Genomic DNA, 25,477 nt, shown 5'->3' with positions numbered 1-25,477 from the left:
TGCTATGAATTCAAGAGAATTAACCGTAGTTGAACATATGGAAGAGCTTAGAAAGCGCTTATTTTTCGTGGCGATTTTCTTCGTGATGGCTCTTTTCGTCGGATTCTATACGGCGAAACCACTTATTCGATACATTCAACGCAGCGATTTAGCTGCCAGTTTTTCGATGAATGCATTTAGTCCGGCAGATCCTTTAACCGTGTATTTACAAGTTACATTTATTGTAGCTGCCGTTATTGTATCGCCAATACTGCTATACCAGCTATGGGCTTTTATAACACCTGGTTTGCATGAGGCTGAACGTAAGGCAACATTGAAATATATTCCGTATGCTTTTGCACTGTGTATAGGGGGAATAGCCTTTGCTTATTTTGTGTTATTTCCATTTATTATGCGCTTTATGACGGATTTATCCAATGATTTGAATATTACGCAAACAATTGGTATTAATGAATTCTTCTCATTTTTAATTAAGTTAATAGTGCCTTTTGCGGTGCTGTTTCAATTGCCTGTTGTAACACTGTTTCTTTCACGTCTCGGAATTATTAATCCGAAACTCATGGTGAAATTCCGAAAATATGCGTATTTTGTATTAATCGTGATTTCGGTATTGCTCGCGCCGCCTGATTTAGTATCGAATATCATTATTGCAATACCACTATTTATTTTATATGAAGTAAGTATTGTCATTGCACGTCTTGGTTATCGAAAATATGAAGTGGCAGAAAAAGAGCGAATTTTAGCAGAAGAGGAACGAGAGCGTGAGCTGCAGGTAGAAGAGCTACTCGAAATGCAGCGTCGGCAAATGGAGCAGATGAATAACAGTTAATGGTAACGCTATCGAATTTGGTAGCGTTTTTTTAGTTTCCTTTTAAAGAAGGTTATCTAAAAAACCCGCTATGTAAAATAGCGGGTAAAAGTTATATTTGAAACTTATCGGCATTCATTTGGATAAATGTGACGAAACCATTTAATAGAATATGCGCGATAATCGGTGTGAGAAGGCGCTTTGTTTTATGATATAAAAATGCGAAGATCATACCGCAAATTGTATACAGTAAAATATGTGTAAAATCCATATGAATCGCAGCAAATACAATTGCACTAATAATGCTCGCAATCCAGAAATTATAGTTTTGTATAATTGAACCGAAAATTACACGACGGAATACAAGCTCTTCCAAGATTGGTCCTAATAAGACAGTCGCAATAATCATAATCGGCGCTACCTTTGTGACACTCATAATGGCTTCGGTATTTTCCGAGCCCATATCAATTCCTAAAGCAAGCTCAATGTATGCGCCGATTGTCTGCCCTAAAAAGACAAGGAAGAAACCGATGATACCCCAACCAATAGAAGCACCAATTGATGCCTTTTCCCCTTTAAATACATCCCAAAATTGCTTATTGCGGGAGATTAATATAAAACTCACAATAAAGGCAACCGCAAATGAAATAGTTGACCACCAAGCAGATAATTTTATAAGTTGATCCTGCTCAGACATACCAGAAAATAGTTGTAAAAGGGAATCTTTTAAGCCTGGGATGAATATAAGTAATAAGACTGATAACTGACAGATGATATAAGTTATTAACACATAGAATGCGGTCTTCTGCGTTTTGAACTTATCTGATGAACGGGAAGTCACGGATGAAAAACCTTCTTTCTCTTACTGACTAGTAGAATTACACATCCCAAAAAAGTATGTGGAATGCTGTACCTTCTATTATAGAGTTTAATATGGGCTATTATGATAGCCCACTGTTATACATTTAACATTATTGTAGAGGAATTTGCCAATAAATCAAAATTTTTTAGTGCACATACTTGCAAAAAAATATGGAATTCATTAAACTAATAAATGTGTTAGCACTCGACAAACGAGAGTGCTAAAAATAGAAAATTTCTTAGGAGGTTGTTTCAATTGTTAAGACCATTAGGAGATCGCATCATTATCGAACTTGTTGAGGTAGAGGAAAAAACTGCATTTGGTATTGTTTTACCCGACTCAGCAAAAGAAAAACCACAAACTGGTAAAGTAGTGGCAGTAGGTACAGGTCGTGTTCTTGACAACGGCACTCGTCTTGAGCTTGACGTAAAAGAAGGCGACGAAATTATCTTCTCTAAATTCTCTGGTACGGAAGTGAAGTACGACGGCGTAGAATATTTAATCCTGCGTGAGAGCGATGTACTTGCAATTGTCGGATAATTACAAAATCAAAAGAAAATTGCAGCTAGTTATACATACTAAGCTTTGCTAGCTGCACATCTTCATAAACAATAAATCAAAAAAATAGATCGTAAAATTTAGGAGGAAAATGAATTATGGCAAAAGATATTAAGTTTTCAGAAGAAGCACGTTCATTAATGGCATCTGGTGTAGATAAATTAGCTAACGCTGTAAAAGTAACTTTAGGACCTAAAGGACGTAACGTTGTTTTAGAGAAAAAATTCGGTTCTCCACTTATTACAAATGACGGTGTATCCATCGCAAAAGAAATTGAGTTAGAAAACGCATATGAAAATATGGGTGCAAAATTAGTAGCGGAAGTAGCTTCTAAAACGAATGAAATCGCAGGTGATGGTACAACAACTGCAACAGTACTTGCTCAAGCTATGATTCGTGAAGGACTTAAAAACGTAACAGCTGGTGCTAACCCAGTAGGTATTCGTAAAGGTATGGATAAAGCGGTTGCTGCTGCATTAACAGAGCTTCAGGCAATTGCACGTCCAGTTGAAAATAAAGAATCTATCGCACAAGTAGCGGCAATTTCTTCGGCTGATGAAGAAATCGGTCAATACATTGCGGATGCGATGGAGCGCGTAGGAAACGACGGCGTTATTACAATTGAAGAATCAAAAGGTTTTACAACAGAATTAGATGTAGTAGAAGGTATGCAATTTGACCGTGGTTATGCATCACACTATATGGTAACAGATACGGATAAAATGGAAGCAGTACTTGATAATCCATTCGTTTTAATTACAGACAAAAAAATCTCAAACATTCAGGAGATTTTACCAGTATTAGAACAAGTGGTTCAACAAGGTCGCCCAATCTTAATTATTGCTGAAGATGTTGAAGGTGAAGCACTTGCAACATTGGTAGTAAATAAATTACGTGGTACATTCAACGCTGTAGCAGTAAAAGCTCCAGGTTTCGGTGACCGTCGTAAAGCAATGTTAGAGGATATTGCTGTATTAACTGGGGGTCAAGTAATTACACAAGATCTTGGCTTAGATTTAAAATCAGCTGACTTATCAACTTTAGGTCGTGCTGCTAAAGTTATCGTATCAAAAGATAACACAACAATCGTTGAAGGTGCTGGTAACACTGATGCAGTAGCTGGTCGTGTAAACCAAATCCGTGCGCAACTTGCTGAAACAACTTCTGAATTTGATAAAGAAAAACTACAAGAGCGCTTAGCGAAGTTAGCTGGCGGTGTTGCAGTTATAAAAGTTGGTGCTGCAACAGAAACAGAATTAAAAGAGCGCAAATTACGTATTGAAGACGCATTGAACTCAACTCGTGCAGCAGTAGAAGAAGGTATCGTATCAGGTGGTGGTACAGCACTTCTAAATGTTTATGCGGCAGTTGAAAGAGTATTGGATCAAGTAGAAGGCGATGTAGCAACAGGTGTACGTATTATTTTACGTGCTTTAGAAGAACCAGTTCGTCAAATTGCTGAAAACGCTGGTTTAGAAGGTTCAATTATCGTTGACCGTTTAAAACGTGAAGAAGTAGGTATTGGCTTCAATGCGGCAACAGGCGAGTGGGTAAACATGGTTGATGCAGGCGTAGTTGACCCAGCGAAAGTTACACGTTCAGCATTACAAAACGCAGCTTCTGTAGCTTCACTGTTCTTAACAACAGAAGCAGTAGTTGCAGATATTCCAGAACCAGCAGGCAGCGGTATGCCGGACATGGGTGGCATGGGTATGCCAGGAATGATGTAATCCGATAAGTATCCGACTTATTTATAAAAATCGATTGTTTTGTTCTTTGCAAAGCAATCGATTTTTTATTGTTTTGTATTTTAATAATCGATAAATTATAATATAGAAATGTTCCAAAATAAGGGGGAATTGGATGAAAAAGTTTTCGGTTTTACTGGCACTTGTGCTCGTTTTACAACTCGTTTTACCATTCACGAATATAGTGCAGGCAGAAGATGAAAGTAAGTCGTTTCATTATGTAGCGCTTGGTGACTCACTGGCAGCGGGAATGAATGAAAACGGTGAAATTGGTTTTGGTTATGCTGACTTACTTGCTAAACAGTACCAAGATCAGAAAAGCCAGATTGTATTCAATAAAGGTTTTTCTTATCCAGGATATACAACAGTCGACGTTTTAAAGGGTATTGAAGAAAATGTCACTAAACCTATTTACGATTTAAGTGGTGTTTCGGAAAAATCAGCAGCAATCCAGGAAGCGATTCATCAGGCAGACCTGATTACATTAAGTGTTGGAGCAAATGATATTTTAAAGAATGTAAATCGCTCTGAAACGGGTGAGTTGAGTTTTGATACAGCAGGTGTTATTAAGAGCATTCAGGATGTTGCGGTAAACTATAAAAAGATTTTCGACAACATATATAAAATTAATCCTGAAGTTGATATGATCGTCATGGGACTTTACAATCCGTTTCCTTATATTGAAGATCCGGCAATTCAGAAACAGCTAAACATGCTAGTAACGAATTTGAATAATTCAATGAAGCGTATTGTAGAAGATAATGGTGGTATATTTACTGAAGTGGCAGCACAGATTGCAACGGACGCAAAAACGTATTTACCGAACCCTAAAAATATTCATTTAAGTGAAGCAGGTTATCAAGTCGTTGCGGATGCGATGATGAAGGATTATTTGAATGCCTTGTTTAAAGAAACAGAAGAAAATACAACAGATAGCGAGATTGTAAAAGCGCCATTTACTGATATTCAAAACCATTGGGGCAAAGATTATATTGATGTTGTCTATGCAAAGGGTATTATGAATGGGTATGAGGATGGTACATTTAAGCCGAATGCCAATATGACGCGTGCTCAAGTAATATCTGTCATTTCACAGGCCTTTGGATTAACTGCAAAAAATAAAGCACCTTTTAATGATATTAGTCATTATGCACAGCAAACTCAAAATGGGATTGCCGCTGCATATGAAGCGGGGCTAATTAAAGAAAACAACGGAAATTTTAATCCGCAGGGCAAAATTACACGTTCACAGTTAGCATTAATTTTAATGCGTTTTTCAACTGTTCAAGCTGGGCAGCAATACGAACCGGCAAAACTGGCGCCTTTCCGAGATATAGCGAACTATGATCGTGAAGCACAGTTAGCGATTACTTTTTTATATGATACGGGCGTAGTGCAGGGAACAAGTGCTACAACATTTTCACCTAAAGGCAATGTCACACGTGCTCAAATAGCGAAAATTTTAGTGCTGGCAATAAATAAACAATAAAAAACAAGCGTTAAATGGACGGGGATCCATTTAACGCTCGTTTTTTGCTGACGAGTAAACAAAAGCAAACTCGTCTATATCATTGCAAAAACGGGGATTTTTGCAAGGGGACACAATGTCAATTATCAGCTAAAGTGGTGATAATTATTCCTTCCACTTTAACCCTTCAAAGAAACGGTAAATTTCTTCAAACACTAATTCACGTTCTTTACCTAATGTTAATATATGTCCGGAATTAATGAAAGTTTTAACTGATTTAATTCGTGAATTTACTGAACTATAAATTAGATCTGCACTTTCACAATAATATTCATCATCTTCCAAGCCACGTAAAATGTGGACCGGAGTGTTGATAACATTTAGTTTTTCACTTGTTTCATTAATCATATTTTGTAAATAGTTTAATGAAGGCATTTTCACAAGTTCCGCAATTTTATTACGGCTATCAACTGATTCATCATAAGTGCCCGATAACTTTTTATAGTTAATAGCATAGTCAATAATCCGATTTTGTAAACTATCTGTTGATTTGGCTGTTGCTGGAGCAGACATTGTAACAATCGCTTTTGTCGGACGTTCTTCGCCAAGCTTTAAAGAGAAGATGCCGCCTAGAGAAACACCTGCTACTGCAATTTCTTCATAGCCACGATTACGCAATTCATCATAGCCTTCTATAACACTGTCCCACCATTCAGCGGGTTGAGATTGAATTAATAAGTCAGGGCCACCACCATGGCCTTTATATAATGGTGCATGTACTGTATAGTTACGATCCGCTAAATATTTTCCTAAACGTTTTACATCATTTGTATTGCCGGTAAAGCCATGCAGCAATAATACGGCACGTTTTCCGGATTCAATTGTAAAAGGTTTCGGCGCGATGAGTTTCATTGTCAATTAGACTCCTTTTTTTATGTCAATTTTACAAAACTTCAAAAAAACACTTGAAATTTAAAAATAATTTTGATATGAAAACCTGTTGTTATCGACTATTATAAAGAGTATAAACATATAAGTACAATTTATTATTTTTATTATATTGATGCAAAAAAGTTATGAATGATGTGAGGTATGTAAAATGGAGATTGAACAGCTTCAATATTTCAAAACCGTTGCTACAATGCAACATATGACACGTGCGGCAGAGGTTTTAGCCATTTCCCAACCGGCGTTAAGTAAATCGATTGCGAACATCGAACAACATTTAGGTGTACCGCTTTTTAACCGTGAAGGAAGATCGATTTATCTCAACCGTTTTGGCGAGCTTTTTCTGCAAAGTGTCAATGTCATTTTGGATGAATACGATCGGATTAAAGAAGAATTTGAAGATATTATCAAACCGGGTTCTGGAGAAGTGTCATTTGGCTTTATTCATACACTAGGTATGGAAATAGTGCCAGAACTGATTGCTTCAACGAGCGAGGCGTTTCCGAACATGCAGTTTTCTTTAACGCAGGCGACTTCGTTAAGCTTATTAAAGCGGCTTGAAGAGGGGGCCATCGATTTATGTCTTTCGCAAAAAATAGAATCAAGGGTAATTGAAATAGAGACGGAAGAATTATTTGTGGAAGAGCTTTTTGTCATTGTCCCCACAACACATCCGTTAGCACAGCAAGATGCTGTTAAATATGATGAAGTGAAGAATGAACCGTTTATTGCGATTAAAAAGGGAAATTCGCTCCGTCAATTAGTGGATGAGCTGTTTTTAGAGCAGGGCATCGTGTTGAATACAACATTTGCTGCTGAAGAAATGCATACAGTTGCAGGATTTGTTGGTGCCGGAATGGGCATATCCGTAATTCCGAATATTAAAGGGCTAGATCACTATAAAGTAAAACGTTTGAAGTTGGATCCGCCTTGCTACCGCTCCGTTTGTGTTTCATGGGCAAAAAATCGTTATTTGCCTCCAGCAGCATCTGAGTTTAAACAATATTTACTGCAGTATTTTCAGCAAAGAGAAGAGTGAACAATATGGAGCAAAGTCAATTTAGAATATGGCTTAAACAACATGAAATAGAGCATGAGGAAAAGTGGCTAGAGCAGTTTATCTCAGCATGTAATGGAGACGAACAGGCGATGGTTAATACTGCCTTATTATATAAAGAGTATGGGCTATATGACGAAATGTACGGATTGCTGTGCAAGGCGAGTGAGCAGCAGAACAGAGAAGCTATGTATGAACTGGGAAACTGCTATTTTGAGGAGCTTGGTGAAAAAGGGAGTGAGCAGCAGGCATTTTTACTTTATAAAAGTGCTGCACATTTAGGCCACCCTGATGCAATGAATAATTTAGCAGATATGTATTTGAACGGTGAGGGAACAGCAGTCGACGAGCAACAAGCGCTCAGCTGGTTTAAGATGGCTGCGCAATTCGGTATTGCTGAAGCAATGTTTACACTCGGTATCATGTATGAAAAAGGATTGGGTACCGAATGTGATGAATCACAAGCCTTTGCTTACTATTCCCGCAGTGCAGAAAAGCAAGATGAAGAAGCAATGTACCGAATGGGTATGATTTATTTTTCAGGAGAGCTCGGTCAACAGCAAGATAATGAAAAAGCGTTGGAATGGTTTTTAAAAGCGAGCGGACAGTTTCATGTTGATGCAACATTTAATATCGGCTACTGCTATGAAAATGGTCATGGGGTAGCACGAAATAATGAAAAAGCAATCCATTACTATAAAAAAGCAAGCTTGCTGGGAGACATGGAAGCAACAAAAAAAGTAGTAAGATACTACGAACAGAGGGATATAGCAGAAGCTGCCAAGTGGCAAGAAAAGCTAAAAGTTCTAAATAACGATATATATGAATAATAATGTAATAGATACTAAAAAGTTTTGATTTTCTATTTCCTTGTCATAAATTAGACCTATTTCATTGATAAATATAGGTTTAATTTTAATGGAAAATAGGAAATATATTATAAGGGGAAAGTATTAAGAAGGGGGAATTTTTATGTATATGTTTACAGTCCAACAATTCTCTTCTGATCATAATGAGGATAGTATTCAAAAACTACAACAAATGCTATTAGAACAGCGAGAGAATCTGACGACGCTAGGTACAATTGTCGAATATTTAAAAAGCTATGTCCAAACTGGATTAGACCATAAAGATGTTATTAAATACAAACAAAAAATTCAAATGATGACTGATAAACAAAACAAACGTTACGATCAAATTGATGAGCTTATTAATATGAATATTTTGGAATTGAAAAAAGGTAAAACAACAGACAATACCGCACTTGTATATGGAAAAGAAGTTCGGAAAATTGAATCTGGTGTTCGTACTTTAAAGCTATTTGCCAGCGACGCTGTAAATATGCTAGATCTTAACAAACATTTAGAAAACCGCAGCAATGAACGTATACGCTATTTTGATAAACGTTCTACATCTTTGGAAGCAGAAATAATTTCCCTGACAAAGCAACTTTCTTATAAGTAAAATAGAGGCCATCCTACCTGGGAATATGTCGAGGGAGGGTGGCTTTTCTTATGAGGTTCTGAAAATTGTAATACCCAGCTGACCATATTTCGTATGAAAAAGTTTATACTATAAGAAGAGAAGCGAACGAAATAGGAGAGAATGGATATGAAAACAGTAGTAGTTGTAGGTGGAGGAATTACCGGGCTATGTACGATGCATTATCTGAAAAATAAAATGCATGAGCAAAACGTGGAAGCACGGTTAATACTGATTGAAAAGAACGCATATTTAGGCGGAAAAATTCATTCCGAATACGATAAAGGTTTTATTATGGAAACAGGGGCTGATTCAATTGTAGCACGCCATTCAGGGGTATTGGAGCTTGTTAAGGAGCTTAATTTTGAATCAGAGCTTGTCTATAACGAAACAGGTATTTCCTACATTCATACGAATAGCGAGCTGTATGCTATTCCGGCAGGTTCGACATTCGGTATTCCGATGAGTGTAGAATCGCTCATGTCGAGTACGTTAATTTCAGAAGAAGGAAAGAAGAGGGCCCTTCAAGATTTAGAAATCCCGAATACTAAATTTACTAAAGAAAGCTCTATCGGTACGTTTTTAGAATATTTTTTAGGTGAAGAAATTGTTCGAAAGCAAATTGCCCCAGTATTGGCAGGAGTTTATTCAGGCGATTTATATCAATTAAGCCTGGCATCTACATTGCCGTATTTAGTGGATTATAAAAACAACTACGGATCGATTATTAAAGGCTTCGAGGCACATCGCGAGCAATTCGAAAAAGCTGCGAATAAGAAGTTTATTTCTTTCCGTCCGGGTTTATCAGCATTAATCAATCGTATAGAAGAACAGCTGCCGGAAGTTGAATTCATGAGAAAGACAGTAACAAAGCAAATTCTAAAAAAAGGTGAGCAATATGAAGTCGTGCTGGAAGATGAAATAATATTGGCAGATATTGTTGTACTGGCCGTTCCAAATGAGACGGTACGTCATGTAATACAGGATGATTCATTAGAGGAACAGCTGAAAAAGTTCACGACGGCATCTACTTTAACGATGTATGTTGGCTTTGATGTACCGGACGATATATTACCGGCTGATGGTACCGGCTTTATCGTTTCGCATAATAGTGATTTAGTTTGTAATGCATCGACATGGACGAGCCGTAAATGGAAGCATACGTCAGCAGAAGGCAATTTACTCGTTCGCTTGTTTTATAAAGATATTAATCCGCGCTATGAAGAGTTGGCAGCCATGTCAGATGAAGAACTGACAAAAGTTGCATTGGAAGACATTCGTCTCAGCTTAGGTGTTGAAGCGGATCCAACTGTCATTAATGTAACAAAGTGGATTGACCAAATGCCGCGCTATGATTTGGCGCATAATGAAGCCTTATCAAAAGTTATACAGCAACTGGCAACGGATTACCCGAATGTTCTATTAGCGGGATGTGCCTATTTCGGAGTAGGAATCGGTGCTTGTATTCAAAACGGCAAAAAAACAGCTGAACACATTATTAGTCGAATTATGTAAAGAAATACTTCATTCAGCTAAAGGGTATTGACGGACGTATTAGATAACGTTATGATTCATTTAAATATTTCAAAAATTCATATTATTTCTTATCAAGAGAAGTCGAGGGACTGGCCCGATGAAACTTCAGCAACCAACATTAAGTCAGGTGCTAAATCCAGTGGCGAATGCCAGAAGATGAGAAGGGATTAAGTCGATAACTACTATGCCTTCTTTTCTTTAATGAAAGAAGGCTTTTTTGTATCGTTAAAATACTGAAAATACTGTAAATGATGGAGTGAAGGCAATGGGTTTACTTGAAGAATTACAAACACGGGTTTTAACAGCCGACGGAGCAATCGGGACACTTCTTTATTCATATGGGTTGGATTATTGCCATGAAGAAATGAATATTGCCCGTCCTGATATTATAGAGAAAATTCATAGTGAATATATTGCGGCAGGTGCAGATATTATTCAGACCAATACATATGGAGCTAACCGTATTAAGCTTGCACGTTATGGCTATGAAAGTCGTGTGAAGGAGTTTAATGAAGCAGCGTTAAAGATCGCAAAGCGGGCAGCTTCCCTGGATGGGCAATATGTTCTGGCAACAATCGGTGGTATTCGGGGAATTCGTAAAAGTGATGCAACATTAGATGAAATTTTAGCTGCGTTCCAAGAACAGGCGGAAGTATTACTAGCAGGTGAACCGGATGGATTTTTATTGGAAACGTATTACGATTTTGAAGAATTATCGCATTGTGTCCATCTATTACGTTCGATGACCGATTTGCCGATCATTGCTCAAGTGACGATGCAGGAACCGGGTGTCCTTCAAAATTTAATGACGTTAAATGAAGCGTTTCAAGACTTGGAAAGGTTAGGTGCAGATATTGTTGGGAGTAACTGCCGATTAGGTCCTTTCCATACAATTCAGGCATTTGAAGGGGTTAATTTACCGAATAAAGCTTTTTTATCAGCTTATCCGAATGCATCATTATTGGACATTGAAGATGGTCGAGTAGTTTATGAGTCGGAAACCGATTATTTCGCACGTGCAGCAGTTGAACTCGTAAACCAAGGTGTCCGTTTAATTGGCGGATGCTGCGGGACGACACCGAAGCATATTGCAGCCGTAAAAAAACGTTTGGCGAATATGCAGCCAATTGAAACAAAAGAAGAAAAACCCGGCCATACACAATTTGTCCGAATTCCGGAGCCACGTAAACAGGAGCCGCTCCACGAAAAAGCAAAACGTGAACGTTCAGTTATAGTGGAACTGGATACGCCACGTCATCTGGAAATTGACGGATTTGTAGAAGGGGCAAAACAGTTATCTAAAGCAGGAGCCGATGTCATTATGATGGCTGATAACTCACTTGCTTCACCGCGCATCAGTAATATCGCGATGGCTGCGATTTTAAAAGAGCAAGGAATTCGTTCATTGCCGCATTTGACATGCCGTGACCGAAATTTAATTGGGCTTCAGTCACATTTAATGGGACTTGATGCACTGGAACTTCATGATATTCTTGTCGTGACAGGGGACCCGACAAAAGTAGGGGATTTCCCGGGGGCGACGAGCGTATATGATGTTTCATCAATGGAACTGATTTCTCTAATTAAGCAGTTAAATAAAGGTGGTTCTTTTACTGGGAAATCGCTGCGTAAACAGGCAAATTTCTCGGTAGCCGCTGCCTTTAATCCGAATGTTCGTGTACTGGACCGTGCTGTAGCCCGTTTAGAAAAGAAAATCGAGCATGGAGCAGATTACTTTATTTCACAGCCGGTTTATACGAAAGAAAAGATTATCGAAATCTATGAGGCGACGAAGCATTTGGAAACACCGATTTATATCGGGATTATGCCACTAACATCTTCACGCAGCGCGGAATTTTTACATCATGAAGTACCGGGCATTAAACTGTCCGATGAAGTACTTGCGCGCATGGCTGCCTGTGGGGATGACAAGGAAGCATCGACAGCAGAAGGAATCGCGATTGCTAAAGAGCTGCTCGATACAGCATGTGAATACTTTAACGGTATTTATTTAATTACACCGTTTTTACGCTATGATATGACGCTGGAATTAATGGACTATGTAAAACAATATGATGTGGAAAGTAAAGGAGTTCAGTCGAATGTATAATCACCCGATTCATGAGCAATTACAAAAAAGAATACTTATCATCGATGGTGCCATGGGGACGATGCTTCAGGCAGAAAACCTAACATATGAAGATTTTGGCGGAGAAGACTTAGACGGTTGTAATGAAAACCTGGTACTGACAAGACCTGATGTATTGAGTAAAATTCATCGTGCCTATTTAGCTGCAGGCGCTGATATTATTTGTACCAATACGTTTGGTGGAACACCACTCGTGTTGGATGAATATGACTTAGGTGACAAGGCAGTTGAAATTAATAAGCGGGCGGTTGAAATTGCACTAGAGGCTGCAAAAGAGTTTTCGACACCAGAATGGCCGCGCTTTGTCGCAGGTGCAATCGGGCCAACGACTAAAACATTGTCGGTAACAGGCGGTATAACATTTGAAGAGCTGGAAGAAAACTTTTATATCCAGGCAAAAGCACTAATTGAAGCGGGAGCGGATTTGCTCTTAATGGAAACTTCCCAGGATATGCTTAATGTTAAAGCAGGAACGATTGCCATTCACCGTGCATTTGAGGAACTTGGCAAAGAGCTGCCTGTCATGATTTCAGGAACAATTGAGCCAATGGGAACAACGCTTGCCGGGCAATCAATTGAAGCATTTTATATTTCTATTGAGCATATTAAGCCGTTGTCTGTCGGACTGAACTGTGCAACAGGTCCGGAATTTATGACCGATCATATCCGTTCATTGGCAGAGCTTTCAAATGGTTATATTAGCTGTTATCCGAATGCCGGTTTACCGGACGAGGAAGGCTGCTATCATGAAACACCGGAGTCATTATCGAAAAAACTGCAAGGCTTTGCAGAAAAAGGCTGGTTGAACATCGTCGGCGGCTGCTGTGGTACAACGCCAGCACATATCGCGGCGATCCGTGAAGCTGTAGATGGCTATAAACCACGCGAGCCGAAAGATGTAACGCACGGACATGTCGTATCAGGTATCGAGCCATTGCAATATGATGAATCGATGCGTCCATTATTTATCGGGGAGCGTACGAATGTAATTGGCTCACGTAAATTCAAAAACCTGATTGTTGACGGAAAGTTTGAAGAAGCTGCAGAAATTGCACGTGCACAAGTAAAAAACGGGGCACATGTCATCGATATTTGTTTAGCAAACCCTGACCGCGATGAAGTAGAAGATATGAAAAACTTTATGCAGGAAGTTGTAAAAAAAGTTAAAGTACCGCTTGTAATTGACTCTACAGATGAAAAAGTAATGGAAGTCGCACTGAAGTTTTCGCAAGGGAAGGCCATTATTAACTCGATTAACTTGGAAGATGGAGAAGAGCGTTTCGATGCTGTTATGCCACTTGTGAAAAAATATGGGGCTTCACTTGTTGTCGGTACGATTGATGAAACTGGAATGGCTATTACACGTGAGCAAAAGCTTGAAGTAGCGAAGCGTTCTTTTCAGCTTTTAACAGAAAAATGGGGCATGTCAGCAGAAGACATTATCTTTGACCCGTTAATGTTCCCGGTAGGTACAGGTGATGAGCAATATATTGGTGCCGCTGAAGAAACAATCGAAGGAATTCGCCTCATTAAAGAACATTTACCTGGCTGCTTAACAGTGCTCGGTGTAAGTAATGTTTCGTTCGGCTTACCGCCAGTTGGACGTGAAGTATTAAATGCAGTGTACTTATATCACTGTACACAAGCAGGCTTGGACTATGCGATTGTAAATACTGAAAAACTGGAGCGCTATGCATCGATTCCTGAAGAAGAAATCAAGCTGGCGAACGATTTAATCTTCAATACAAATGATGAAACACTCGCTGTATTTACTGACTTTTACCGTGATAAAAAGAAAGATGCAGTCGTAAAAGAATTACCGGCGACAGTGGAAGAACGTCTTGCGTATTACATATTGGAAGGTACGAAGGAAGGGTTAATTGAAGATTTAAATGCAGCACTCGAAAAATTCGATACACCGCTTGATATTATTAATGGACCATTAATGGCAGGGATGGCGGAAGTCGGCAAGCTGTTTAACGAAAACCAGTTGATTGTAGCGGAAGTGCTACAAAGTGCCGGTGTCATGAAAGCAGCGGTCGCTCATCTAGAGCAGTTTATGGAGAAGGGCGATACGAGTGCCAATAAAGGGACAATGGTTTTGGCGACAGTAAAAGGCGATGTTCATGATATCGGGAAAAACCTGGTCGACATTATTTTAAGCAATAACGGCTATCGTGTTGTAGATTTAGGGATTAAAGTAACACCTGCACAGCTGATTGAAACAATTCGAAGAGAAAAACCCGACTTTATTGGATTGTCAGGTTTACTTGTAAAATCGGCTCAGCAAATGGTCATTACGGCACAAGACTTTAAAGAAGCCGGTATTGATATTCCGATATTAGTAGGAGGCGCGGCATTGTCACGTCGCTTTACTGAGACGAAAATTGCCGATCAGTATGATGGACCGGTAATCTATTCAAAAGATGCAATGCAAGGTTTAGAACAGGCGAATCGCTTAATGAATACTAACGAGCGTCATGTATTCATAGAAGAACTGCGCGATGCACGAGAAAAGCGTCTGGAATCAGATGCGAAACGTGCGGCACGTCCAGCGGTGGCGGTTCTCGAAAAGCCGGTACGAACAGTTGGGGATGCGGCGGTATGGAAGCCAAAAGATTTAGTACCGCATATTAAACCGGATTATTCGGTAGCCCATTTACATCCGTATGTGAATATGCGTACATTGATCGGACACCATTTAGGGCTTAAAGGGAACTTGGAACAATTGCTTGCAGACCAAGATGAACGCGCGATTTTATTAACGGATTTAGTAAATGGTTATTTAACAAGCGGCGGATTAAGTGCTTCTGGAATGTATCAATTTTTCCCGGCGCAATCCGATGGCGATGATGTTGTCGTATACAGCCCGGACGATGCAAAAACTGAAATCAAACGCTTTACATTCCCTCGCCAGCAAGCAGCCCCATTTTTATGTTTGTCGGATTATTTAAAGCCGGTAGACAGCGGTGAAATGGACTATATTGCGTTAATGGTCGTTACAGCAGGTAAAGGGGTAAGTGAAAAAGCAAATGAACTGAAACAAGCAGGAAAGTTCTTGGAAAGCCATGCATTACAAGCGACTGCACTTGAACTTGCGGAAGGATTTGCGGAGCGTATCCACCAGGAAATCCGTGACCAGTGGGGCTTCCCGGATGCAACAGACTTTACGATGCGTGATCGATTTGCGGCAAAATACCAAGGGCAGCGATTCAGCTTTGGCTATCCGGCGTGTCCGAACCTGGAAGATCAGGAGAAGCTGTTCTCTTTATTAAAACCGGAAAAGATTGGCGTACATTTAACAGAAGGCTTTATGATGGAGCCGGAAGCAAGTGTATCAGCTATTGTATTTGCCCACCCGGATGCTCGTTATTTTAATGTATAATTGATTTAAAAATACCGCTTTACCTTATTAGAGGTAAGGCGGTTTTGCGACCTTTAGGAGGAAGAAATGATGATTCGACGTGCAACAAAAGAAGATATACCGACTATTTTGGAAATATTTAACGATAATATTCTTAATTCCACAGCGATTTACATGTACAAGGAACAGACATTGGAAGACCGTTTGCGATGGTTTGAAGAAAAGCAGGCTTCAGATTATCCGCTATTCGTATTTGAAGAAGACGGAGAGGTTGCAGGCTATGCGACATACGGAAGTTTCCGTGCCTATCCAGCCAACCAATATACAGTAGAGCATTCAGTATACGTTCATAAAAATCATTATAAAAAAGGGATTGCGAGTAAACTAATGAATGCAATTATTGAAGAAGCAAAAGTAAAAGGTGTAAAGACGATGGTTGGCTGTATTGATAAAGAAAATATCGCCAGTATTAAAATACATGAGAAATTCGGATTTTTATATAGCGGAACAATCCGCAATGCGGGTTATAAATTCGGGAATTGGCTGGATCTGGTGTTTTACCAGTTAGATTTGGATGGACCAAAAATTCCACAGGAGAATTAGAAGGAACACTTGTTGTTACCAGGTCATATGACAACTGTCATAAAAAAAATATGATGTTTGAGCATTTTATCATGATTCTCCTTTTTATATGATTAGGTTAATAATTTTTGTGGAAAGAGGGATCGACACATGGTAAGCACACATGCAGATAAAACAAAGCAGCTGAGAAAAGATGTTGCACCGTTCGCAAAGTCAGAAACGCGACTTAGTATTCAACAAATATTAAATACGCTTGTACCACTTGTATTAATTTGGGGGGCGGGTTATATATTGCTCCAGTACTCTCCATGGTATACGGCGTTATGTAGTATCCTTGCTTCAGGATTTGTTATTCGTGCATTTATTATTTTCCATGACTGTACACACGGTTCATTCTTCAAAAGCAAAAAGGCGAATGCCATTATCGGTAATATTACAGGTATTGTGACATCTTTCCCTTACGAAAAGTGGAAACGTGAGCATACGATTCACCACGCAACAAGTTCAAATTTGGATAAGCGCGGGATTGGCGATATCGATATGCTGACAGTTGATGAATACCTTGAAAAGTCAAAATTAGGTCGTTTAGGTTATCGTTTATATCGTAACCCGATTGTCCTGTTCGGTTTAGGACCACTATTTATGGTACTTATACTGAATCGTTTTAATCGTAAAGATGCAAAGCGTAAAGAGCGCTTAAACACGTATTTCAATAACATCGCATTATTAGTTATTTGTACAACCCTTATTTTAATATTTGGTTGGTCAACATTCTTATTAGTACATGGTTTAACATTGTTTATTGCAGGTTCATTAGGGATCTGGCTGTTCTATATTCAGCATACTTACGAAGATTCATACTTTGAAGTTGATTCGGAGTGGGATTATGTAAAAGCTGCAGTAGAAGGAAGTTCATACTACAAATTACCGAAAGTACTACAATGGATTACAGGAAATATCGGATTCCACCACGTACACCATTTGTCACCGCGTGTACCGAACTATAAGCTGGAAGATGCACATGAGTCGATCAAGCCGCTTCAACAGGCAACGACGATTACAATAAAGACAAGCTTAGAATCAATTCGCTACAAATTATACGATGCCGAAAATTACCGCTTTATTACATTTAAAGAAGCGGCAGAACTTGAGGCAACGCGTGACCGAACTGTTACAAACTAACTTTATACAAAAATTAAGGTACCTCAATTTATAGCTTGAGGTACCTGTTTTATTATAGAATATAGGTAAAAAGAGAATCGAGGCAATTATGCAAACATGGTATAGTATCATCCCGAAAAGTCCGATGTTGAGTATTTATATATGGATAATATTTTGTATTATGCCATTTTTCTTCATTATACAATCGTTCACATTATGGCAGATTATTTTAGGGATCACTTTAATTTTAAGTTATTTCTTATGTCATTATTTTTCATTCAGTGCTAGACCTGGGCTGAAATATATGTGGATCAGCTTTCAAATGTTGCTGAATATCGCAATGACACTTGTATTTGGCTACGTATATTTGGCATTGTTTACCGCGTTTTTCATCGGTAATATTAAACAGCCAGTTGGATTTTATATTATGTATGGCTTACATATAGGCTTTACCGTTCTTTCTATTGTCGGGGGGTATTTCATTTTCCTTGACTTATTTTTATCGCAAACACCGTTTATTATTATTAATATGCTAGGTGTTGTGCTATTACCGTTTACACTCTATTCAAGAACAAAAAGGGAAAATTTGGAAGGTGAGCTGGAAACGGCGCGGGAACGCATTTCTGAATTGACGGTGTTTGAAGAACGCCAGCGTATTGCACGTGATTTACACGATACACTTGGTCAAAAACTTTCAATGATTGGATTGAAAAGTGATTTAGCTGCACGATTAATTGAAAAAAATCCAGAACAAGCCATTTTGGAAATAAAGGATATTCGTCAAACCGCGAGTGTCGCGCTAAAAGAAGTACGTGAGCTTGTAGCCGATATGCGGACTGTAAGGATTGAGGAAGAGCTTTACCGTGTAGAACAAATTTTAAAAGCTGCACAGATTAAACTGCGGTTAAATGGCGATAAAAGTGAAATTCAAATGCCGATTTTAGCAGAAAATGTTATTAGTATGTGCTTGAAGGAAGCAGTTACAAATATCGTCAAACATAGTAAAGCGACGATTTGCCGTATTAGCTTTTATCAAAGTGATGATGAATTCAAAATGACGATTCAAGATAATGGGGTTGGCTTTGAACGCTTCAATACATTAATCAGCGGAAATGGTTTAAAAGGGATGCAGGAGCGTGTTGAATTTATCAATGGTTCACTTGAAATAGAGAGTGATGAAGGGACGACGGTTGTGCTGAAAATACCGTTGGCGATCACGCATCAAAAGGGAGAGAACGTGAAATGATTCGAATTGTAATTGCAGAAGATCAAGGGATGCTGCTTGGGGCAATGAAGTCACTGCTTAGCATGGAAGAGGATATTGAAGTAGTCGGCCTTGCCAAAAATGGGGAAGAAGCCATCGAGATGGTGACAGAACTGAATCCGGACATTTGTATTATGGATATAGAAATGCCGATCAAAACTGGGTTGGATGCTGCCGAAGCGTTAAGAGGAAGCGAATGTAAAATAATTATTTTAACGACGTTTGCGCGACCAGGTTATTTTGAACGTGCAAGAAAAGCGGGAGTGCGCGGTTATTTATTGAAGGACAGTCCGATTGAGGAACTTGTCAATTCCATTCGGATCATTATGGATGGACGTCGCATTTACGCGCCGGAGCTAGTGGATTTTGTTTATGAAGACGACAGTGAAAATCCGCTGACGGAACGAGAAAGCCAAGTGCTGGAACTTGTTGCGGAAGGGAAGACAACAAAGGAAATTGCCGCTGAGCTCTATTTATCGGCAGGTACTGTGCGAAACTATATTTCCGTCATACTTGATAAGCTTGGTGTCGGCAACCGAATCGAAGCAATCGCCCGCTTCAAAGAAAAAGGCTGGAATAAAAAGAAAATGTGATTGTTGTAAGCGCATGAAACTAATTCACTACTAAATAACCCCTCGTTTTGTCTCTGAACAAAATGAGGGGTCTTTTTAAATTGAGGCAAGGCAGTTATTTCTTTTTCGTTAATCGTCCAAGGAGGTATGCTCCAGCTGCTACTGCCAGTAAAGTGTTTGTCTTTTTATTGAATACTTGTTTTGTCACTAGGCTAATATTTTGTGGACGTTCAGCTAAGCGACGCATGAAATAGCCGTACCAGTCTTTTCCGTAGGGTACATACACACATACTTGATAACCTTCGCGTGCAAGTTCCAGCTGCAAGTCTTTACGGAACCCATAAAGCATCTGAAATTCCAATTTTTCTTTCGGAATATCATATTGCTCGACGTAATACTTCACATGCTTAATAATATTGTGGTCATGTGTGGCAATCGATGTAAAATGTCCGTGTGCCAAATGGTATTCAATCAGCTCAATAAAGTTAATATCAATATCAAGCTTATCCTGGTACGCTACTTCTTCCGATTCTTTATAGGCACCCTTTACAACTCGAAGGCGGTAATTCTTAAAGTTTTCTATATCGTCCTTTGCACGGTGGAAGTATGCTTGAATAACTGTTCCGACATTATCGAATGACTTTGCAAGTTCCTCCAGTATATCGAAGGATGGCTGAAGTCGCTTATAATCTTCCATATCAAAATTGACGAAGATTCCATATTCATGGGCGCGTTCTACAATTTCATACAAGTTGTCGTAGCAGAAATCGATATCGATATCCAACCCTAGCTGTGAAGGTTTCAAGGAAATATGTGCATCCAATTCTTCAACCTGAATGGCTTCGATCATAGCTAAAATTTCTTCTTTTGCTTGTGTTGCCTCTGATTCATCAGTAACATATTCGCCTAGATTATCGACGGTGCAAGAAATTCCTTGCTCGTTTAATTTTCGAATGCTTTCGATTACTTCTTCAATTGTTGTCCCTGCAACAACGCTTTGTGCGCCTAATTTTAAACCGTATTGCCCTGCTGCATTGCTAAGAGTTTGGTTTTCAGATAATGAAATGAAAAAGTCACGTAATGCCATAAAAAACATCTCCTTAAAATTCGTCATTTTCTTAAAATTATACCATAGCGCTATTCTCGTAAATTACTCGAAGTGGTCTTAGTCTATACCCCTTTTGATTTTTTGCATGCGATTATAAAATAATTAGGATGAATAGTTTTTGATTGATTCACTTCAAACGATACATTGTTAAAGTAAATAGCTAGTTCTATTATATGTTGCTCCTTCACTGTCAATTTCTATATATCTATTAAGTGTAGAAAGCAAAATAACAAGGAGCCGCCTGAAAAAAACTTTCAGAACAGCTCCTTGTTCAGCTGATAATCTATTGAAAGAATGGTTCGAAAATGTGTGGGGGAAAGGGGCACACATTTCGCTTTTAGCTCTTAGTTGAGCTTAAAGAATTCGGGAACCCAGTTTTAGCTTTATTTTTAGTCCCGCTATCCTGTACATTGGAAGTAGATGATACTTTTCCTAGGTTCGTTAGACGTTGGGCAAAACTGTCATTTGTTTTTGAAAGACCTTTAAAAGTTTCCTGCATTTCATAAGCGTATGCGCCATGTTCGGAAATATCCAAACCTTGGACTTCTTCTTCATGTGTAACACGTAGAGGAATAAATGCTTTAATAATGTACGTTGCAATGGCAACAGTACTTGCAGTCCATGCGATTACTGCGACTACACCTAATGCCTGCACGCCTAGTAATTCAGCACCGCCGCCGTAAAATAGACCACCGCCAGCAGTATCGAATAATCCGACTGCTAATGTACCCCAAATACCAGCAACACCGTGTACAGCAACAGCACCAACCGGATCATCCACTTTTAGTTTGTGTTCAATAAAGCGGACGGCTTCTACTAACACAGCACCACCTACAGCTCCTGCGATAATAGATCCGACGATGCTTAAGTTAGCAGCGCCGGCGGTAATACTTACTAAACCGGCTAGGGCACCGTTTAATGTTAAAGAACCATCGATAAAGCCGTAACGAAGTCTTGTATAAAGGGCGGTAGCAATTACACCGGCAGATGCGGATAAGAAAGTATTTGCAATAACGCCTGGAACTAATGCCGGATCTGCTGCCAATGTTGATGCACCATTAAAGCCGTACCAACCTAACCAAAGGATGAAAACACCTAATGCGCCAAGTGGAATGGAGTGACCTGGGATAACGTTTACGACACCTTTAGCATATTTCCCGATACGAGGACCAACGATTGCTGCGACTACTAGAGCACCAACAGCGCCGGTTAAATGTACTACTGTTGATCCGGCAAAATCGACGAAGCCTAAAGAAGTTAACCATCCATCACCTTGCCATACCCAATGTCCGACAACAGGATAAATAATAGCTGTCATGATAACGACCAATGCGATATACGCCGTAATATTTGTACGTTCAGCAACAGCACCTGAGATGATTGTTGCACATGTCGCAGCAAACATTGCCTGGAAAACGAAAAATGCAATATCATCTACACCGTTTAAAGCAAAACCGGAAGAACCAATCAATCCGCCTGAACTTTCACCGAACATAATGGCATATCCGACTGCAAAGTAGACAAGGCCTCCGATTGAAATCGTTAAAATGTTTTTCATTAAAATATTGACTGCATTTTTTGAGCGTGTAAACCCTGCCTCTACCATCGCGAATCCCGCATGCATGAAGAATACGAAAAACGCCCCGAGCATTACCCAAACTAGGTTAATCGATAATTCCAATGCTTCATTCGTCATTAAAAACTCCTCCTTTTAGGAACATTTTTAGTCAATTGCAATTGAACCAAGTTCTTTAGTGCGGATACGTATCGCCTGTTCTACAGGGTATATAAAAATCTTACCGTCACCAACTTCCCCTGTAGAAGCTTCGCGCAATAATACATCAATAATCGGTTGAACTTTGGCATTGTCAACAACCATTTCGAGTTTGAGCTTTTGCGAAAATTCCATTGAGAAAGAATTTCCGCGAAACAATCCGATTTTACCTTCCTGTCGCCCAGCTCCAGCAATCTCAGAAATACTTAAACCATCAATTCCTTCAAGAGCCAACCCTTCTCGAACTTGTGGAAACACCTCAGGTCGAATAATCGCTTCAATCTTTTTCATGCTCAACAACTCCTTGTGTTATGTTATCTAACATGATAAATTGAATTTTAAGATAAATCAATAACTAATGTTAGGAAAATTAACATGTATTTTCGATTGGTTTTATCGCATTGTGAGATGATGTCAAAAAAAGGAAGGAGAAATAGGGCTTTTAAGCGGGTGAAATCCGGTAGTAGGCTGCCCGACACAATTCCGAAACGTTTTTTATTTAGTCAATTGGGGAAAACTATATAACCAGCACAGCAAAATTAACTGCCATGTAAAAGTAGATAACATGGAAGAAAGAATCTTCATACTTCGAATTAATTCAAGATGGTGTATACTATGACTAAATTATGTTTTGGAAGAAGGGAACTTACGATGAACGAAAAGTATGTAGATGACAGTTTTGCTTTGCATACCGATTTATATCAAATCAATATGGCAGAAAGCTATTGGGCAGACGGGATGCATAACCGTAAAGCTGTATTTGAGTTGTATTTCAGACAATTACCGTTTGGGAATGGCTATGCAATTTTTGCGGGTTTGGAGCGCATGCTGAATTATTTAAAAGACTTTCGTTTCAGTGAAACAGATATCGCTTATTTACGTGATGAACTCCATTATAAAGAGGATTTTATTGAATACTTAAAAACAATTCGTTTTACGGGTTCTATGTATTCGATGGAAGAAGGGGAACTTGTTTTTGCGAATGAACCAATTGTACGAATCGAAGCACCGCTAGTGGAAGCCCAGCTGATTGAAACAGCTCTATTGAACATTGTAAACTACCAAACACTGATTGCGACAAAAGCAAGCCGTATCAAGCAAGTTGTCCAAAAGGAAATTGCGATGGAATTCGGTACACGTCGTGCGCAAGAGATGGATGCAGCTGTTTGGGGAGCACGTGCAGCAGTGATCGGCGGTTTTGAATCGACTTCAAATGTTCGCGCTGGGAAGCTGTTTAATATTCCTGTATCAGGTACACATGCACATGCATTGGTTCAAGCGTATAAAAACGATTATGATGCATTTCATTCTTATGCGAAGCGTCATAAAGACTGTGTGTTTTTGGTGGATACGTACAATACATTAAAGTCAGGTGTCCCGACGGCGATACAGGTAGCTAAAGAACTTGGTGATAAGATTAACTTTATCGGAATTCGTTTAGATAGCGGGGATATTGCCTTCCTTTCAAAAGAGTCACGCCGAATGCTTGATGAAGCAGGGTTCCCGGATGCAAAAATTATCGTTTCAAATGACTTGGATGAATATACAATTTTAAACCTAAAAGCGCAGGGTGCCCGAGTGGATATGTGGGGAATTGGTACAAAACTCATCACTGCATATGACCAGCCTGCTTTAGGTGCTGTCTATAAAATGGTTTCCATTGAAAATGATCATGGTGAAGTGGAAGATACGATCAAAATTTCAGCCAATGCTGAAAAAGTAACGACACCTGGTTTAAAAAGAGTTTACCGGATTATTAATAAGAAAAGCGGGAAATCAGAAGGGGACTATATCGCAATGGCTGATGAAAATCCTGCTGCTGAAGAACGAATTAAAATGTTCCATCCGGTGCATACATTTGTCTCGAAATTCGTAACAAACTTTGAAGCGAAGGAATTGCATCGGAAAGTGATTGACAAGGGTGAGATTGTTTATGAAAATCCAACCTTAATGGAGATCCGTGAATATGCGTCCAATAACTTGGATTTACTTTGGGATGAGTATAAACGTTCATTAAATCCTGAGGAATATCCGGTCGATTTAAGCCAAAAATGCTGGGATAATAAAATGCGAAATATCCAGGAAGTGCGCGATATGGTAACAGAACTCGAAGAACGATAAGGAGTGAGGACATTGGCTATGTTGCAACAACAAATTATTGAAGAGTTAAAAGTACAGCCGACAATCGATGTAGAACAGGAAATCCGTAAGTCCATTGATTTTTTAAAGGAATATGCAAAATATCATCCTTTCTTAAAAGGATTTGTGCTTGGAATTAGCGGTGGGCAAGACTCAACGTTAACGGGTAAGCTTGCGCAAATGGCTATCGATGAGCTGAACGAAGAAGCGGGAGCATCCGCTTACTCTTTTTGGGCGGTAAGATTACCTTATGGCAAACAATTTGATGAAAAGGATTGCCAAGATGCACTCGATTTCATTCAGCCGACAAAAGTGTATACGGTTAATATCAAAAATGCTGTAGATGCAAGTGTAAATGCACTTTTGGATGCAGGAATTACGTTGAGTGATTTTGCCAAAGGAAATGAAAAAGCGCGTGAACGAATGAAAGTACAATATTCGATTGCAGCATCGAATGATGGTGTCGTACTTGGTACAGATCATGCTGCAGAAGCAGTAACAGGCTTTTATACAAAGTATGGCGACGGTGGTGCAGATTTAATGCCGATTTTCCGTTTAAATAAACGCCAAGGTCGTGCGATTTTAAAACATTTAAACTGTCCTGTACATTTATATGAAAAAGTTCCGACTGCAGATTTAGAGGAAAACCGCCCTGCATTGCCGGATGAAGTGGCGCTTGGTGTAACATACGAACAAATTGATGATTATTTGGAAGGTAAGGAAATCCCGGAGCAGGCTCGTGAAAAGCTTGAAGGACATTACTTGCGCTCCATGCATAAACGCAATATGCCGATTACAGTTTTCGATGATTTCTGGAAACAATAGTATTAGATAAAATCTGATAAATCACCTTACTTCTCTCTGGAAAAGTAAGGTGATTTTCCAATTTCCGGGTAA

At 39.2% G+C, this 25,477-nt stretch carries 21 protein-coding genes and 1 riboswitch; of the genes, 16 read left to right on the top strand and 5 right to left on the bottom strand.

Annotated features, from left to right (window positions below):
- Positions 1–4 precede the first annotated feature (4 nt).
- Entirely contained in the window at positions 5–829 is an 825-nt protein-coding gene (gene tatC, locus MHH44_RS19380) for a twin-arginine translocase subunit TatC (RefSeq protein WP_065216311.1), read from the top strand.
- 91 nt (positions 830–920) lie between these two features.
- Here tatC and MHH44_RS19375 read toward each other — a convergent pair whose 3' ends face one another.
- On the bottom strand, positions 921–1,649 hold the full coding sequence (locus MHH44_RS19375; protein ID WP_008408485.1) for a CPBP family intramembrane glutamic endopeptidase: 729 nt from the start codon (positions 1,647–1,649) through the stop codon (positions 921–923).
- Positions 1,650–1,925: 276 nt separating this feature from the next.
- On the opposite strand from MHH44_RS19375, the gene groES reads away from it, so the two are divergent.
- The 3 genes from groES to MHH44_RS19360 all read left to right on the top strand — a co-directional run bounded on the left by groES (position 1,926) and on the right by MHH44_RS19360 (position 5,465).
- The gene (groES, locus tag MHH44_RS19370; protein ID WP_008408486.1) at positions 1,926–2,210 is read left to right on the top strand and encodes a co-chaperone GroES; all 285 of its coding nucleotides are present in this window, start codon (positions 1,926–1,928) and stop codon (positions 2,208–2,210) included.
- A gap of 116 nt (positions 2,211–2,326) precedes the next feature.
- Positions 2,327–3,958 carry a chaperonin GroEL gene (groL, locus tag MHH44_RS19365; protein ID WP_008408487.1) on the top strand — a complete coding sequence of 544 codons (1,632 nt, stop codon included), beginning with the start codon at positions 2,327–2,329 and terminating at the stop codon, positions 3,956–3,958.
- A 133-nt stretch (positions 3,959–4,091) separates the two neighbouring features.
- Positions 4,092–5,465, top strand: coding sequence for an S-layer homology domain-containing protein (locus MHH44_RS19360; RefSeq protein ID WP_340799386.1), 1,374 nt, complete (start codon positions 4,092–4,094; stop codon positions 5,463–5,465).
- A 144-nt stretch (positions 5,466–5,609) separates the two neighbouring features.
- Here the strand turns inward: MHH44_RS19360 and MHH44_RS19355 are convergent, their stop codons facing one another.
- The gene (locus MHH44_RS19355; RefSeq protein ID WP_008408489.1) at positions 5,610–6,356 is read right to left on the bottom strand and encodes an alpha/beta hydrolase; all 747 of its coding nucleotides are present in this window, start codon (positions 6,354–6,356) and stop codon (positions 5,610–5,612) included.
- A gap of 187 nt (positions 6,357–6,543) precedes the next feature.
- On the opposite strand from MHH44_RS19355, the gene MHH44_RS19350 reads away from it, so the two are divergent.
- From MHH44_RS19350 to MHH44_RS19305, 10 genes are all read left to right on the top strand, one after another.
- Positions 6,544–7,431 carry a LysR family transcriptional regulator gene (locus MHH44_RS19350; protein WP_008408490.1) on the top strand — a complete coding sequence of 296 codons (888 nt, stop codon included), beginning with the start codon at positions 6,544–6,546 and terminating at the stop codon, positions 7,429–7,431.
- Between the two features lie 5 nt (positions 7,432–7,436).
- Complete coding sequence (locus tag MHH44_RS19345) at positions 7,437–8,279, top strand: tetratricopeptide repeat protein (protein WP_340799385.1); 843 nt, start codon at positions 7,437–7,439, stop codon at positions 8,277–8,279.
- A 142-nt stretch (positions 8,280–8,421) separates the two neighbouring features.
- Positions 8,422–8,913: a chemotaxis protein gene (locus tag MHH44_RS19340; RefSeq protein ID WP_340799384.1), complete on the top strand. Its 492-nt coding sequence runs from the start codon at positions 8,422–8,424 to the stop codon at positions 8,911–8,913.
- Positions 8,914–9,060: 147 nt separating this feature from the next.
- Entirely contained in the window at positions 9,061–10,446 is a 1,386-nt protein-coding gene (gene hemG, locus MHH44_RS19335) for a protoporphyrinogen oxidase (RefSeq protein WP_340799383.1), read from the top strand.
- Between the two features lie 86 nt (positions 10,447–10,532).
- Positions 10,533–10,630, top strand: a riboswitch (SAM riboswitch).
- Between the two features lie 102 nt (positions 10,631–10,732).
- Positions 10,733–12,577 (top strand): bifunctional homocysteine S-methyltransferase/methylenetetrahydrofolate reductase, encoded by a 1,845-nt coding sequence (locus tag MHH44_RS19330; RefSeq protein ID WP_340799382.1) that lies wholly within the window; start codon positions 10,733–10,735, stop codon positions 12,575–12,577.
- On the top strand, positions 12,570–16,001 hold the full coding sequence (gene metH / locus MHH44_RS19325) for a methionine synthase (RefSeq protein ID WP_340799381.1): 3,432 nt from the start codon (positions 12,570–12,572) through the stop codon (positions 15,999–16,001). Before MHH44_RS19330 ends, metH begins: the two co-directional genes overlap by 8 nt.
- A 69-nt stretch (positions 16,002–16,070) precedes the next feature.
- Entirely contained in the window at positions 16,071–16,583 is a 513-nt protein-coding gene (locus MHH44_RS19320) for a GNAT family N-acetyltransferase (RefSeq protein ID WP_340799532.1), read from the top strand.
- Between the two features lie 129 nt (positions 16,584–16,712).
- The gene (locus MHH44_RS19315) at positions 16,713–17,744 is read left to right on the top strand and encodes a fatty acid desaturase (RefSeq protein WP_340799380.1); all 1,032 of its coding nucleotides are present in this window, start codon (positions 16,713–16,715) and stop codon (positions 17,742–17,744) included.
- Positions 17,745–17,832: 88 nt separating this feature from the next.
- Positions 17,833–18,969 carry a sensor histidine kinase gene (locus tag MHH44_RS19310; RefSeq protein WP_008408498.1) on the top strand — a complete coding sequence of 379 codons (1,137 nt, stop codon included), beginning with the start codon at positions 17,833–17,835 and terminating at the stop codon, positions 18,967–18,969.
- Positions 18,966–19,580, top strand: coding sequence for a response regulator transcription factor (locus tag MHH44_RS19305; RefSeq protein WP_008408499.1), 615 nt, complete (start codon positions 18,966–18,968; stop codon positions 19,578–19,580). Before MHH44_RS19310 ends, MHH44_RS19305 begins: the two co-directional genes overlap by 4 nt.
- A 94-nt stretch (positions 19,581–19,674) precedes the next feature.
- Here MHH44_RS19305 and MHH44_RS19300 read toward each other — a convergent pair whose 3' ends face one another.
- The 3 genes from MHH44_RS19300 to MHH44_RS19290 form a co-directional block, all read right to left on the bottom strand.
- Positions 19,675–20,646 (bottom strand): proline dehydrogenase family protein, encoded by a 972-nt coding sequence (locus tag MHH44_RS19300; RefSeq protein WP_340799379.1) that lies wholly within the window; start codon positions 20,644–20,646, stop codon positions 19,675–19,677.
- A 358-nt stretch (positions 20,647–21,004) separates the two neighbouring features.
- Complete coding sequence (locus tag MHH44_RS19295; protein WP_340799378.1) at positions 21,005–22,363, bottom strand: ammonium transporter; 1,359 nt, start codon at positions 22,361–22,363, stop codon at positions 21,005–21,007.
- Positions 22,364–22,390: 27 nt separating this feature from the next.
- Positions 22,391–22,732, bottom strand: a complete 342-nt coding sequence (locus MHH44_RS19290) for a P-II family nitrogen regulator (protein ID WP_008408502.1) — start codon at positions 22,730–22,732, stop codon at positions 22,391–22,393.
- Positions 22,733–23,092: 360 nt separating this feature from the next.
- Between MHH44_RS19290 and MHH44_RS19285 the strand changes: the two genes are divergently transcribed.
- Together MHH44_RS19285 and nadE are read left to right on the top strand one after the other, a co-directional pair.
- Positions 23,093–24,562 (top strand): nicotinate phosphoribosyltransferase, encoded by a 1,470-nt coding sequence (locus MHH44_RS19285; protein WP_340799377.1) that lies wholly within the window; start codon positions 23,093–23,095, stop codon positions 24,560–24,562.
- A gap of 18 nt (positions 24,563–24,580) precedes the next feature.
- Entirely contained in the window at positions 24,581–25,405 is an 825-nt protein-coding gene (gene nadE, locus MHH44_RS19280) for an ammonia-dependent NAD(+) synthetase (protein ID WP_340799531.1), read from the top strand.
- Positions 25,406–25,477: the final 72 nt, after the last annotated feature.

The sequence above is a fragment of the Solibacillus sp. FSL K6-1126 genome (assembly GCF_038003445.1).
GTDB classification, from domain to species: Bacteria; Bacillota; Bacilli; order Bacillales_A; family Planococcaceae; genus Solibacillus; species Solibacillus silvestris.
The sequence above is the reverse complement of the archived record's forward strand: the minus strand, read 5'-3'. Positions and strand labels throughout refer to the sequence as shown.